The organism is Clostridium kluyveri (assembly GCF_001902295.1).
GTDB classification, from domain to species: domain Bacteria; phylum Bacillota; class Clostridia; order Clostridiales; family Clostridiaceae; genus Clostridium_B; species Clostridium_B kluyveri_B.
Map to the genome: position 1 here is coordinate 3422433 of NZ_CP018335.1, position 15154 is coordinate 3437586.

General features: G+C 33.0%; 13 protein-coding genes. 1 reads left to right on the forward strand and 12 read right to left on the reverse strand.

Annotated features, from left to right (window positions below; all coding sequences use genetic code 11):
- Nucleotides 1-36 precede the first annotated feature (36 nt).
- Nucleotides 37-1317 (reverse strand): MFS transporter, encoded by a 1281-nt coding sequence (locus BS101_RS16560; protein ID WP_242951311.1) that lies wholly within the window; start codon nucleotides 1315-1317, stop codon nucleotides 37-39.
- A gap of 231 nt (nucleotides 1318-1548) precedes the next feature.
- Here BS101_RS16560 and BS101_RS16565 point away from each other — a divergent pair, with 231 nt between their 5' ends.
- Nucleotides 1549-1845: a hypothetical protein gene (locus BS101_RS16565; protein WP_198039504.1), complete on the forward strand. Its 297-nt coding sequence runs from the start codon at nucleotides 1549-1551 to the stop codon at nucleotides 1843-1845.
- A gap of 81 nt (nucleotides 1846-1926) precedes the next feature.
- Here the strand turns inward: BS101_RS16565 and rpoN are convergent, their stop codons facing one another.
- The 11 genes from rpoN to BS101_RS16620 form a co-directional block, all read right to left on the reverse strand.
- Nucleotides 1927-3288 (reverse strand): RNA polymerase factor sigma-54, encoded by a 1362-nt coding sequence (gene rpoN / locus BS101_RS16570; RefSeq protein WP_083585836.1) that lies wholly within the window; start codon nucleotides 3286-3288, stop codon nucleotides 1927-1929.
- Between the two features lie 412 nt (nucleotides 3289-3700).
- Nucleotides 3701-4816 carry a 4-hydroxybutyrate dehydrogenase gene (locus tag BS101_RS16575; protein ID WP_073539832.1) on the reverse strand — a complete coding sequence of 372 codons (1116 nt, stop codon included), beginning with the start codon at nucleotides 4814-4816 and terminating at the stop codon, nucleotides 3701-3703.
- A gap of 37 nt (nucleotides 4817-4853) precedes the next feature.
- The gene (locus tag BS101_RS16580; RefSeq protein ID WP_073539833.1) at nucleotides 4854-6215 is read right to left on the reverse strand and encodes an aldehyde dehydrogenase family protein; all 1362 of its coding nucleotides are present in this window, start codon (nucleotides 6213-6215) and stop codon (nucleotides 4854-4856) included.
- 61 nt (nucleotides 6216-6276) lie between these two features.
- Nucleotides 6277-7893 carry an acetyl-CoA hydrolase/transferase family protein gene (locus BS101_RS16585; protein WP_073539834.1) on the reverse strand — a complete coding sequence of 539 codons (1617 nt, stop codon included), beginning with the start codon at nucleotides 7891-7893 and terminating at the stop codon, nucleotides 6277-6279.
- A 53-nt stretch (nucleotides 7894-7946) separates the two neighbouring features.
- A complete protein-coding gene (locus BS101_RS16590; protein ID WP_073539835.1) occupies nucleotides 7947-8882 on the reverse strand; it encodes a DMT family transporter in 936 nt (311 codons plus the stop codon).
- 134 nt (nucleotides 8883-9016) lie between these two features.
- Complete coding sequence (locus tag BS101_RS16595) at nucleotides 9017-10306, reverse strand: acetyl-CoA hydrolase/transferase family protein (protein ID WP_073541370.1); 1290 nt, start codon at nucleotides 10304-10306, stop codon at nucleotides 9017-9019.
- A gap of 300 nt (nucleotides 10307-10606) precedes the next feature.
- Nucleotides 10607-10888, reverse strand: a complete 282-nt coding sequence (locus BS101_RS16600; RefSeq protein WP_073539836.1) for a NifU family protein — start codon at nucleotides 10886-10888, stop codon at nucleotides 10607-10609.
- 48 nt (nucleotides 10889-10936) lie between these two features.
- Nucleotides 10937-12391, reverse strand: coding sequence for a 4-hydroxyphenylacetate 3-hydroxylase family protein (locus BS101_RS16605; RefSeq protein ID WP_073539837.1), 1455 nt, complete (start codon nucleotides 12389-12391; stop codon nucleotides 10937-10939).
- 289 nt (nucleotides 12392-12680) lie between these two features.
- Complete coding sequence (locus BS101_RS16610; RefSeq protein ID WP_073539838.1) at nucleotides 12681-14123, reverse strand: sigma-54 interaction domain-containing protein; 1443 nt, start codon at nucleotides 14121-14123, stop codon at nucleotides 12681-12683.
- Between the two features lie 298 nt (nucleotides 14124-14421).
- Nucleotides 14422-14838: a MaoC family dehydratase gene (locus tag BS101_RS16615; protein WP_073539839.1), complete on the reverse strand. Its 417-nt coding sequence runs from the start codon at nucleotides 14836-14838 to the stop codon at nucleotides 14422-14424.
- 41 nt (nucleotides 14839-14879) lie between these two features.
- The gene (locus BS101_RS16620) at nucleotides 14880-15104 is read right to left on the reverse strand and encodes an NAD(P)H-dependent oxidoreductase subunit E (RefSeq protein WP_083585755.1); all 225 of its coding nucleotides are present in this window, start codon (nucleotides 15102-15104) and stop codon (nucleotides 14880-14882) included.
- Nucleotides 15105-15154: the final 50 nt, after the last annotated feature.

Here is a 15154-nt window from a genome sequence, read left to right on the forward strand (position 1 = left end):
ATATTCCTCCTTTATAATTATTATTTTTTTCTTTCATTAACTTGTAGATAATCTCTTATCCGTATCTACCAAATGAATATGTTTTACGGAAGTTTCTGGTGCAAACAGATGGCAAACCACTCCTCCGATAAGCAATATGGCAAAGCAGACACCTAAAGTACCATATACACCAACGCCTTTTACAAGAATTGGAAGCAGAAAAGTTCCTGCAGCTGCTCCAAGTCGACTGAAGGCAATAACTATACCAACACCTGTGCCTCGAACACGATCATCAAATAATTCTGGTGGATATGGATTTTCTATTACAACAGCAATTGACATAACCAGTGCATATACACAGAATGAAGTAACCATAATAATAGTTGGTCCGTTATGTCCTACAATCATCACACCTAGTGCAATGGCAGCAATATAAAATGTTGAAACAAGAAAGCGTTTTCTCGAAATCCTGTTACACAGATAGGTTCCGATGAATGCTCCTGCCATACAGAAGACATCGTATAAAATACTAGATGTATTTGCATTTCCCATATTCAATTTACTAATTAATATAGGAAGAAAGATACCTACTCCAAAGTAAGGGAAAACCTGACATGCCCAAAACGCTCCACCTACAAGTGTATTTTTTCGATATTTGGGACTAAACAATTCCATCACAGATACTTTTTCATTAAGTTCTTTCTTTTCTTCCACAACAACACAATATTCATCTCCAAGTTTTTCCGTAATCAGCTTGTTTGCCTCCTCCAACCGGCCAACTGTAGCCAGCCATGCAGGAGATTCTGGAACCCCTATAACAATTCTTGAAATAGCGGCAAGTGCACCTGGAATAACTGAAGTAATGAAAATGACATGGTAATCTGTAGATAAGTTTCCCATAATCAGTCCTGCAAAGAAGGAAGCTACATAACCAAATGTCCAGAAAATAATAAACCTACTCAGATAAATCGGTCCGTCCTTAGGTGAAAACCACTCTGAAATAATTGTAGATCCCACTGTATAATCAACAGCAATACAAAGACCGATACAGATACGCAGAACCATTAAAATTTCAACACTTGATGTAAAAAGCTGAAGGATAGAAAATACGGAAAATAATACCATACCCAATATCAACAATTTGCTTCTGCCAATTTTATCTGCAATATTGCCAACAACAAGGCTCCCTGCAAGTCCAATCAGTGTTCCGGCTCCCAACAACCCAACCCAAAAAGTACTTAACCCCAATTTATCCTGAGCTTGTGTTACTGCTGTACCTGCAATCCCCAAAGCATACCCACACGCAATCTGGCCTAGAATAGTACAGACATATAGCATCAGATGGAATTTCATAAATGGCGCTTCTTTATAATTTTTTTTCATTTTTTTTCATTTTTTCTCCTTTCATATGCTTTCGTTAATATATTAACATTCAATTGTTCAAACCGGAAATACCTATGGTGAATATCACTATTCAAAAAATAAATAGTACGTTTTTCAAAACATGATGTCATTCCAAAATTTTCTACAGTTTTACAGTTACATATTGCTTAATTTAGCCTGGATCTATTGATTTTACTGGGATTCAGGCTTAAATTAAGTGGATTAAAAATAGATTATTTTACAGATTGGTTGGAGCAAAAAATGTTTTTACCATATGGTAAGTATCCTACTTCAAATGAAAATATATGGATAGGATGGATCAAATTTTTAACATTTATGTACATAATATCAGGAGATAATTTTTTAGATAACATTAATAGGAGTTTTGATGAAATTTGGAATTACGAAACTAGTGCAAGAGATTTAGAACGTATAATTAAACGTTCTACTGAAGGGGTGATTAGGAGTGTTAAAGGAGTGTAACAAAGAGGTTCTTGGATTTTTAAAAGAAACTGAGAGAAGTGAAGAATATAATGATGCTGGGCGCACATATAAAAGGGAGAATTAAAATCTTTTTCTCCCTTTTGATGACTTTATACCCATTTCTTCTCTATATTTGGCCACAGTTCTCCTTGAAATATTCATGCCTTGCTCATTAATTAAATCACATATTTTTTGGTCCGATAGTGGTTTTTTTCTATCTTCTTCATCTATCATTTTCTTTATGTTATTTTTAATGATTAAACTTGATACATTCTCTTCATTAAAACTTGTAATCATACCCGTAGTAAACAAATCCTTTATTTTTATGGTACCCCTGCTTATGTGTATATATTTATCCCTTATAGCCCTGCTTACAGTGGACTCATGCACATTCATACTATTTGCTATTTCTTTTAATGTCATAGGCTTTAGATAATTTTCCCCATAATCAAAATAATCCCTTTGAATTTCCAGTATTTTTTCTAGGACTCTATAAATAGTACTTTTTCTATGTTGTATACTTTTTATCAAAAATAATGCACTGTTTAATTTTTCTTTTACATAACTTACTGCATCTTTATCAGTATCATTATTTATTATATCTTTATACATAGCATTTATAGTAAGTCTTGGCGTTAAATCATCATTCATAATTATAAAATATTCATTATCTATTTTTTTTATATATGCATCTGGTGATATATACCTTACACTTTCTCCTGTATAAAATCCCCGGGAAGGTTTAGGGGAAAGTGTCTTTATTAAATCTCCATATTCCTGAGCCTGCTTCACATCTATATTCAACTCTTTTGCTATAACATTATATTTATTTTCTGCTATAAACTCCAGATATTTATCAATTATTATAAATATATTCTCCTCATCCATACCTTTTTGCTCTATCTGTATTTTTAAGCATTCCCCTAAATTTCTCGCTCCTATTCCATGAGGCTCTAAAGAATGAATCAAATCTACACAATATGATGCCAGTTCTTTTGAAATTTTCAATTCTTCTTCTATTTCCTCATTTTCCAGTATTAAATATCCTCTATCATCTATATTTTCTATAATATATAAACATATTGTCTTTATACAATGGTTTTCATCAAGATCCCTTATTTGATCTTTCAAATACTCTTTTAAAGACTTTTCTTCAGAAATAAAATTAAAGGGAGATACTTCCTCGCCAGAGTTTCTATCATAACTATGATGACTATAGTTGTCAAAATCTAAATTTTTTATAATTTCTTTATACTCAAGTTTATCTTTCTCTACTTTATCCACATTGGATTCTTTAATATCAAGCACAGGATTTTCCTGAAGTTCTTTTTCCACATATTCCTGAAGTTCAAAGCTTGACATTTGAAGCAACTTTATGGATAATTGCATTTCCTGGGTCATGGCCAATCTTTGCTCCTGAGTTAAATTAAGAGCAAAATCCATTTTCACCTTTATACACCTCCCATCTAAGATTATTATCAAGTGATTCTTATGTTCATCGCATAAGAATCATTTTCTACCACTATTATTATATCATGAAGTCACAGAATTGATGAAAACTTTTTCAAATACTATGTCAGAAATATTATCCTTATATGTTATATTAGGTGTTTCTTAGTAATAGAACTGTATCATTTAGATCAAGTGATTCTTAGGTTCAGGTGGAGTTTGCTGTAGGAACTGCTTATCTCCATCTGAACCTTAGAAGAACTTATCCAGGCGCATAGCAGTGCTTATCTCCCTTTGAAGAAGATGGGAGTATTAGCAATGGTAGATGTTCGGATAAAAAAGAGGACATTTCACAATATGGAAATGCCCTCTTAAGATGGGATATTTAATGATTGTAGGTTACATATTAATATAACTTTTTATATGTGTTTACTATGTCTTCTCTTGAAAAAGGTTCATAATTGTTTACCAACAGTCTCTGCTGTCCTTCTATTACTGAATCAGCAAAAGTTTCAATTTCTTCCTCTTTCATTCCATATTCTCTTAATGGTTTTCTTGACAATAATTTATCTAAAAGCTGTGATAAACTGTCATAAGCTTCATTTTCATCACATTTTAGTATACCTGCTAATAGTTTATTTACATCTTTAATCTTGCCATTTGGATTTTTCTCATAATAAGTTTTAAATATTTCTGTAAAGAACAGATAATTTGCCTCTCCATGAGGTACATGATAATTTCCGCCTATTGGATATGAGAGTGCATGAACCGCTCCTACTCCTGCATTTCCAAAAGCTATACCTGCATAATTGCTGCCTATAACAAAATCCTCAATTATTTCAGTTCTGTAATCATTCCCTTTTTCTACCATTTGCATGTATCCATTTAAAATTAACTCCATAGCTTTTACACTAAACATGTCAGTATAAGGATTTGCATTTGGAGATACATAAGCTTCTGTTGCATGTATTAATGCATCTACGGAACTGGTTACGAAAAACTTATATGGAAGTCCTTTTATAAATTCTGGTACAAGTACTGCATAAGTTGCGTATAACTCATCTGAAGCAATTCCTTTTTTAGTATGTCTTCTCTTTAATTCTGCAACTGATACATTTGTAACTTCTGAACCTGTTCCACATGTAGTTGGAACTATAATTAATTCTTTGTTTTTTACAAGAGGTACTTTTCCCTCAAACAAATCTAATGAATCATCAGTATACTTAAGACTGAGGATTTTGGCTATATCTATTACAGATCCTCCTCCTACAGCAATAATTCTATTATACTTTTTATCTCCAATATCCTTAATTATATTGTTTATCATTTCATCAGAAGGTTCACCAAGTCCATATTTCTCCTGAAATACAGCATCTGCACCATCATTGAATTTCTCAAGGAAAGGTTTATATAAAAATTCATTAGTAAGTATAAAGTCACCTTTTCCAACCTTAAAGAATTTCATAAACTCCTCTGCAGTATCAAATTTATAAACATCAGGTGCCAATTTTAATAACTTCATATCTTTTTCCTCCTTATATACTTTTTAATAACAGTTCTTATCCCCATATTTCTTCATAGCTAGGAACTTTTGCTTCTTTATTGAAATATCCTATTCTTGAAACATTTATAAGATGCTCGTAAGTAAGATTTTCTGAAATACTGTTTCTGCCCCATGATCCGCAGCCTAGTGTAGTAGTAGGGTTAAATCCATTATTGAAACTTCCACCAGCTGTAGTTGCAGGCTGATTTACAACTAATCTGCTTATAGGTAATACAGTTCCTGCATATCTTATGTTCTCGTCATTGTCAGAATGTATGCCTGCTGTATGACCAGCTCCTTCATACATATAATTAGCCATAGCTATTTCAACTGCTTCTTTAAAAGTATCATATTTCAATGCTACTAAAACTGGACACATTTTTTCTTTACAAAGTACATCTTTTTCTCCTGCACCCTTACCCTTAAGTACTATAACCTTAGTACCTTCTGGTACTTTTACTCCTGCAAGATCCGCAATAATTTGAACAGATTTACCTATAATCTTGCTGTTTATTTTTCCATCTTTAAATAAAGTTGATCTAAACTTTTCTACTGTTTCCTCATCTTCTACATAGTATGCTCCATTTTCTACAAAAGCTGCCATTACCTTATCATAATCTTCAGCAGGAGCTATAACTGATTGCTCTGAGGAACATATAATTCCATTGTCATATTTTCTTCCTGTTATTATATCCTGTGCAGCTTTGTTATAATCATATCCTTTATCAACTATCACCTGTGAATTTCCAGGTCCAACGCCATAAGCTGGTCTTCCACTGGAATAAGCAGCTTTAACTCTTCCAGCGCCGCCTGTGGCAATAACTACATCTGCACTTTCCATAAGTTCTTTAGCAGCTTCTCTCGATGGTGCTTCTACTATTTGTATGATATTCTCTGGTGCTCCCAATTTCTTAAGTTCAGCATTCATAAGTTCTACAGTGTGAGCTGAAGTCTTCTTTGCCTTAGGATGTGGCGCTACTATTATGGTGTTTCTGCCCTTTATAGCAGCCATTGCATTACACATAGGAGTTACCACTGGGTTAGTTATAGGCGTAGTAGCTGCCACAACTCCCTTTGGCTTAGCAACATACAAAAGTGCTCTTTCAGGTTCTTCTTTTATTATGCCTACGGATTTCTTATCTTTTATATGGTTCCAAATAGCTCCTGATTTCAAACGACATTTAGCTACCTTATCTTCATAAACGCCCATTTCTGTTTCTTCCACTGCTTCTTTTGCAAACATTTCTGCATTATCATAAACTACTTTCCCTAGTGCTTTTACTAATACATCAACTTGTTCTTGACTATAGGCTTCCAATTTTTTTTGTGCCACCTGTGCCTTTTCAATCAATTCTTTTATAGATACTTCATTACTCATGTTTTTCCTCCTAAATAAATGTTTTATATATTTAAAATTTTTGTATTATACTTATTGATATCTATTTCATGCTACCAGTTTTTATAAATTTTGTATGCCAGGAAAGAGCTTTTTCAAGATTATGTGGGGTATTTCCACCTGATAACTTACAAGCCTCCTCAAAATACTCCATAAGCATATCCTTATAATCAGGATGGACACAATTTTCTATTATGGTCACGGCCTTTTCCCTAGGAGAAAGACCCCTTAAATCCGCCACTCCCTGTTCTGTAACAATTACCATTACATCATGTTCTGTATGATCCACATGGGATACCATAGGAACTATAGATGATATATCTCCTTTTTTGGCGATAGACTCTGTAGTGAATATAGTCAAATATGCATTTCTGGCAAAGTCTCCAGAACCGCCTATACCATTCATCATTTTGCTCCCCATAACATGAGTGGAATTTACATTACCATATATATCCACCTCCAGAGCAGTGTTTATAGATATAACTCCTATCCTTCTTGCTATCTCTGGATTATTACTTATTTCCTGTGGTCTTAATACTATCTTTTCTCTAAAGAAATTTATGTCTTTTATGAACTCAGGCAGCATCTCCGGTGAAGGACTTATGGAAGTACCTGACACCACATCTGCTTTACCACATTTTATAAGCTTTAACATGGAATCCTGTATAACTTCTGTATAACAACTCAAATTTTTAAAATTTGATTCACAAAGTCCGGCCAAAACTGCATTTGCTACACTTCCAACTCCTGACTGTATAGGAAGCAAGTTTTTAGGTAATTTTCCCTCTTCAACCTCTTTATTCAAAAATCCTATAAGATTATCGGATATAGCTTGAGATACAGGAGACACTTCTGTAAGAGGCCTTGTTTTATCCTGGGCATTTGTCATTACTATGGCACATATCTTATCAGAACCACATGTCACATATGTGGTCCCTATCCTATTACCTGCATTAACTATAGGTATAGGTTCCCTTCTTGGAGGATTCTTTAACGTGTATATATCTGCCATACCTTCCAATTCAATTGGTTGAGCCTCATTAATTTCTACTATTACCTTATCTGCATTTTCTACAAAAGTAGCCGTATTTCCAATTCCTGTTGAAGGAATAATGTCCCCTTCTTCTGTAATAGCTACTGCCTCTATTATAGCTACATTTACTTTAGGAATTACGGAATAATTAATATATTGAGCCATATGGCTTAGATGCATATCAGCGTATTTAATAGAGCCATCATTTATTTTTTTCCTCATATCAGAATTTGTCTGATATGGAATTCTTCTTTCTATTATTCCTGCTTTTGCCCATTCTCCATCTATATCGGACCCTGTAGATGACCCTGTATAAAGTGTCACCTTGAATTCTTCCTCTAAAGCATTAACTTTTTTAGTCAATGCTTTAGGTACTTCTTTAGGATACCCAGAAGGTGTAAATCCGCTAATTGCAACGATCATACCGTTTTCTATCATATCGGCTGCCGCATCTGCTGTTACGACTTTTTCCTTGAGCTTTAAGTTTCTTATTCGTTTTTCTGTAACTTCAGCTGCCTTTGCAACGACCTTATCTGTTTTTTCAACTTTCTCCTCAATCTTTTCTGCTGCATTACTATCCTTTACACTCTTTTTTTTCAATTGTGAATTCTTTATCCCTTTACTCATTTAATCGCCTCACAAATAGTTAAAATATTATTAATTTACAAACTTCCTATTAATTAACTCTCTGCACTACTAGTATTAGCAACTTTCTTTAAATCATTTGCCTTTTTATTACTAGAATAATTTATGATAGAGCCTATAATTATAAACACGATACCTATAACTACATTTACCTCTATACTTTCACCTAAAATCAAAATTGCCAGTATTGTAGCTAGTGCAGGTTTTATAAGAAAAACTGTAGATGCAGTTACAGCGGAAGTCTCTTTTATGGCACCAAGATAACATATATAACCAACAGCTTTTATAAAAATACCCATGTATAAAAGCACTAGAATATTATTTAAAGTAATTCCACTGAATATTGGTCTGCCAGTAACTATTAAGAGAAGTAAAAGTGCTATTACACCAAAGAAGAAAGAGATGCAATTAAAAACATACCCTCCATAAACTTCAATTCTCTTTTTACTTATTACTGTGTATAGAGACCAAACTACAGCTGCTACAAGCGCGAAACATATTCCTATTAAATCCTTGCTTCCTCCAATACCTTCCATAACCTTTGCAGGATTAAATATTATAACTACACCGATCAATGAAACAATAATAGAAACTATAGTAATCCCTTTTATCTTTTCTTTTAATATGAAATATGCAAAAGGTATGGTAAACACAGCATTGGTACAGAATAATACCGCCGCAGTAGATGCCTTAGTATAAGTAACTGCAAACTGGAGCATAGACATGGAAATGGATACTGCTAGTATTCCGCAAAGAGCAAGATATCCCAAATCGTTACCATTCAGTTTAAGCTTTTTGGCTTTTATATCTTTCACAGCCATAGGAAGCAGTATTACCGCACCTATTAAAAATACAATCATCATAACTTGAAATGGATCCATAGCACCTTTCTGAGCTAACATTTTTCCTGAAATCTCCTGAGTGCTATAAAATATTGCCGTCAATAAAATAAATAAATACCCTTTTTTCAATTTACATTCCTCCCCTATAAATTAAGCCTCATTTTGTTAAATTTAATACAATATCTCGTTAAATTAACTACAATTGAATTCTTATTTTTAGCTACACCTTCATATAAAGTGTAACTAAAAATCATAAATAAATTCTAAAATCTCTTTTTAAATTCATTCATTAATGATTCTCTGAATTTTGGATGAGCGATATTTATTAGAGCTCGTGCCCTATTTCTCAAAGTTTTGCCCTTAAGATGAGCAACACCATATTCAGTAACTACATAATCCACTTCATTTCTAGAAGTTGTAACTGCAGCACCAGTATCTAGAAGTGGAGTTATTCTTGAAACTTTTCCTTTTCCAGCTGTGGAAGGTATAGCTATAATAGCTTTTCCGCCCTTTGATAGGTTAGCTCCTCTAATAAAATCTACCTGGCCTCCCACTCCACTTATCTGTTTCAACCCTATACTTTCAGAACATACTTGTCCCATCAAGTCCACTTGAACACAAGAATTTATTGAAACCATATTGTCATTTTTCATAATTACCAGTGGATTATTTACATAATCTACAGAATAAGTTTCTACCATTGGATTATTATTTACAAAATCATACAATTTTTTTGTTCCCATTAAAAATGTTACAACTATTTTGCCTGTATGAAGGGTCTTTTTCTTGTTATTTACAACCCCTGCCTTTACCAGTTCCATTACACCATCTGATATCATCTCAGAATGTATTCCTAAATTCTTTTTGTTCTTTAAGAATAAAAGTACCGCATCTGGTATAGCACCTATTCCAAGCTGAAGGGTAGCTCCATCCTCAATTAAAGATGCACAGTTTTCTCCTATGGCTTTTTCTACATCTCCCAATTTAGGAGGCTGCAATTCTAAAAGTGGGTGTGAAGCTTCCACTATATAATCAATATCTGATACATGTATAAAAGAATCTCCAAGAGTTCTTGGCATGTTTTTATTCACTTCTGCAATTACAAGCTTAGCACTTTCTGCTGCCGGCTTGGTATAGTCATTGGAAACTCCAAAACTGCAGTAGCCATATTTATCTGGCTCACTTACCTGAATAAGTGCTACATCTACAGGCAAACGTTTTTCTTTAAACAAACTTGGTACTTCATAGAAAAAACAAGGCGTATAATCTGCTCTTCCTGAATTTACTGCATCTCTAGTACATCCGCCTACAAATAAAGCATTATGTCTAAAATGTCTCTGCATACCCTCTTTTGTATATTCACCTTTACCCATGGCTACCATATGAACTATTTCTAGCCCTATATAATTATCCTTATTTTTAACTAGTGCATTTACTAAATCTACGGGTTCTCCTACTGCATGTGCAAAAACTACCCTACTGTGGTTTTCTATTTTTGAAACAGCTTTTTCTGCAGTTACCAGTTTCTCTTTATATATCTCTTCCCACTCCATAAGAGTTATCTCCTCCCTATCCTGTCTTGTTAAATACTTATTCAATATACTTTTTGCCACACTAAAATCTTCTTCAGATTTTACTAATATTTTTTCAAGCTTAAATTTAAGCTTGCTGTGATCAACGCAGCAGCTGGTGCATCCACATAAAACTATAACTATATCATAAATTTTATCTAGAGCTGCTGTTTCAAAGTTATGCTTAAATTGTTGTTGTAAATTATATAGAAATTGTTTTCTATCATATTTAGGATTACATCCTCCGCAATATTTAATTCCTACATCCAAAATATACTCACCTTACCTATGATGCTTACTTAATATTTTTCTTGCCATATTCAAAGTATCTTCATCTATATAGTCTATAACCTCTACTGATTTTATTTCAGGAATTTCATTTTTTATGGAACCTTCCACTATATCCTGTACTGTATACTTAGCTGAAATACAGCCACTGCATTGACCTAAAAGCTTTACTTTAACTACTCCATCTTTTACTTCAACAACTTCAATGTCTCCATTATGGCTGTTCAAATAGGGTCTTACTTTTTCATCAATTACTTTTAATATTTTTTCCTTCATAAAATACAGCACCTCATCTCTAGGAAAAGGTGAGAAAACACCTTTTCCTTAATCTTCTATTCTAGCTATCTTCTTTGCAAGTTTCTTCTTATGTGCTAGGTTTCCCTGTCTTGATATCATTATTCTCTGTGCTTGAGGTGAACCTGCTCCATGCATGGATTCAGTTCTATATCCTACTGCAGCTGTTCCAAGACATATATTTTCTAATAATCTTAATATCTTCATTCTGTCTTCAACAGGTACGGATGCAACTCCCACCAAGTACTTCTCTACATATTTTCCAACCTCTGGACTCTTATAATCCTTTTCAGAAGGCATAGTAACCATTAATCCTCCTGCTATATCTTCTGCAAGTCTCACAATTTCATAAGGGAATCTTGTTATATTTTGCTTACATACATTTGCAAGAAGCAAGTCTATTTGGTAATTTCCAGCTTTTGTCGCATGTCCTTCTGCTGAGCACGCAATTCCGCAAGCGTAAAGAGTTTCATTCAAATGCATCATTTCTATTAATTTATCTTTTATATGGGATGCCTTTGCAGCTCCATTATAGTCTGCAGCTACTGCAGCAGCACCTATTAATACATCTCCCACTCCTACTTTGCATCCACCATAACTTTGCCTATGATATCCTGCAAATCTCTCTACTAACATTCCTGCATATTCAGTTTCACCATTTAAGAATATCCTGTCATTTGGAACAAATACATCTTCAAATACCACTAATGCTTCTACTCCGCCAAATTCTTTATTACCAACATCTATGTCAGCATCTTTCTCCATTTTTCTAGTATCACAGGACTGTCTTCCAATTATCATAGTTATCCCTTCTGCATCTGTAGGAACAGAGAAAGCTATTGCATAATCTTTGTCTTCCGGTCTCATAGCAATAGTTGGCATAACCAATACTTCATGAGAATTACATATACCTGTCTGGTGAGCCTTTGCTCCTCTCACAACTACACCGTCTTCTCTTCTTTCTACAACTCTTAAATATAAATCTGGATCAGCCTGTTTGCTTGGTGACAATCCTCTGTCTCCTTTTGGATCTGTCATAGCTCCATCTACTGTTAAATCGTTCTTTTGAACATAAGCTAAAAACTTCTTGAAATTTTCAAAATAATTTGTATTATGCTCCTTATCTATTTCAAAAGTAGTACTGTACACCGCATTAAATGAGTCCATACCAACGCATCTTTGGAAACAGGCTGCAGTTTTTTGTCCACACAATCTCTGCATTTTAACTTTTTTTACCAAATCTTCACTGCTTTGATGTAAATTTGTGAATCTATTTATTTTTTCACCTGTTATATTTGATGTTGTTGTCATTAAATCCTCATATTCTGCTTCTTGAGCCAAGTCATAAGTCATCTTAACAGAATTTAAAGATGGACGAAGTACAGGGTTATCCACAGGATTATCTATTTTCTCTCCCAGATAATAAACGTTTAATTTTAATTTACGTAAACTTTCTACATATTCTTCCCCAGTCATTAAAGACATGAAAATCATTCCTTTCATAAATAAATATATTTTTGATTACACTTTATTTATTAGCAACTTTCATGCCAACTTTTTATATGATCTTTAAAAATTTTTTATAAACTATAATATGACTACGTTTAAACCTATATTTTAAAGGCTTCAATGCTCTATTACATCTATAATCTGCATTACGAAATGATACTTTTGCTGCAATATTGCAATAAAAGAACTCTTATATTCATATAAGAGTTCTTTTACCTGTTTATACTGCCGATTGAATAGGTTATATGCATAATTGCAACAAATTCTACTTTTGCAACACAGGTTTATTTTTATACTTTTTTCTCTTTCTTACTAAAGTAGAAGCATTTATACCAAGCTCTTTAGCTGCATCCCTTACATTACCGTGCTTTTCTACAGAACTTTCTATTATAGACTCTTCCAAATTTTCTACTGCTTCTTTTAAAGTCAAGTTGTCCCTCCACATATTACTGTTTGATGCATCACTATCCCAAACTTCCTTAATAGGCAAATCACTCCTCAATATCTTGTTTCCCGAACTCATAATTATAACCCTCTCTATTATGTTCTTTAACTCTCTTACATTTCCCGGCCATTTATATTTTTTTAGAGAATCTATAGCTGCAGGGGTAATTATCTTATTAAAATCATATTTTTTATTGAATACACATAGAAAATGCTCTATAAGGGGCTCAATGTCATCTTTTCTTTCTCTGAGAGGTAAAATTTTAATAGGCACCACATTTAACCTATAATATAAATCCTCCCTGAAAGTTTTTTTCTCCACCATATCTTTCAAATTTCTATTGGTAGCAGCAACCACCCTTACGTCAATTCTGATAACTTCGGTTCCTCCTACTCTTTTGATTTCACCCTCTTGAAGAACTCTCAATAATTTTACCTGCATATCAAGAGGAAGTTCTCCTATTTCATCCAGGAAAATGCTTCCTCCGTCTGCCAGTTCAAATAATCCTATCTTTCCCTCTTTATTTGCTCCTGTAAAGGCTCCCTTTTCATAGCCAAAAAGTTCCGACTCTATGAGATTACGCGGTATGGAACCACAATCTATTTTTATAAAACTCTTATTGTTTCTCATGCTGTTTTTATGTATATATTTGGCTATTTTTTCTTTACCTACACCGGTTTCCCCAAGTAAAAGTACAGTAGTATCTACTTTGGCTACTTTTTTTGCCATTTCCAGTGTATTAAGCATTTTTTCATCCTTTGCTATAATATCTGAAAATTTAAGAAGCTGCTGCCTTATTCCCTCCAATTGAGAATAATATTTTTCAGTAAGTTCCATATTCTTTTTTACCTGTTCTTTAAGTTCATAAAGCTCTGTAACATTCCTCACATTTGTGACCACAAGTGTTATTTCCCCATTATCATTAAAAACAGGGCTGCTTGAAACAAGTACTGTCTTACCCGTTTTAAATTTTTGTTCTATAGTTACATTTTTCTTGCTTTCAAGAACCAAAAGGGTACCAGACTGGGAAAGATATTTATTCTCTACAAGATACCGCATATTTTTTCCTATCATATCATTCCTTTTCATTCCAGTAATTTTCTCATAGGATTTATTTAGAAATAATGTATTTGCATCTCCATCAGTGATATACATACCATCATAAGAATTTTCAATAATCTGATATAACTGTTTCATAGTTAAATCCATTACTTTTTTTCCTTTATATAAATTATCAAACTCTAATAATTCCTTGTCACTCATATCACAATCCCCTTTCAAAATCATACAAATCATGACGATTTTTTAATTTTACTATAAATAAAAAGAGAATTCACCAGAATCCTCTTCTCCCACTTTAACTACCTGATTACCTTAGAAACATTACATGGAAATTCATAGAATATTAATACATAAAAGCCATCCTACTAATATATTTGATTTTTAGTATATATTAAATAATTTTTTAAGTCAATAAGATTTTAACCTATAGACTATTCCCATAAATTTTAAAATAGCTGCAATAATAAATACATTTTTACTTTTGCTGCAGCCTTTTTGATTATTTCAATGGAGGCATAACAAAAGCTTCCCCAGTTAAAACTTTACTTTTATTATGCTTTATACAAGTAGTTTTCAATTTTACTATATTTTCTTTTTTATATATTTCTAAGACTTTTACCTCTACTTTTATATTATCTCCAAAATACACAGGTAAATTAAATTTTGAATTCTGACTTAAATACACAGTTCCAGGCCCCGGAAATTTCATGCCTATACATGCAGATACATATCCTGCCAGCAGCACCCCATGTGCTATCCTTTTCTTAAATTTATCCTTATATTGAAATCTATCTGTATGAAGAGGATTATAATCTCCCGTTACTTTGGCAAATAAATATACATCCTCTTCAGTTACCACTTTTTCAATACAAATACTGTCTCCCACCTTTAATTCATCAATGGTTAAACCCCTCATAATCTATATTCCTTTCAAATTGTATAGTGTAAATTTTTCACTCATACAATTCCCTTTTTCAATAAAATAACCATACCATACAATCTACTAAAAGGAATATCCAGATACTTAGATAAATTTTCTAAAGACTCTCTTGGTATATACTTATACTTTCTCTGTATATCATGTAGTATAGGAAGAATAAATCTCTGCTTCTTGGGGTATTTTTCAATCACCTCTTGTCCTGATAAATTATTGTTTGAATTTTGTTCTAATACAGTTATCATTAACTACTTCACCCTCTCATTTAAATATTAATTTGAATTTTACTACGTAA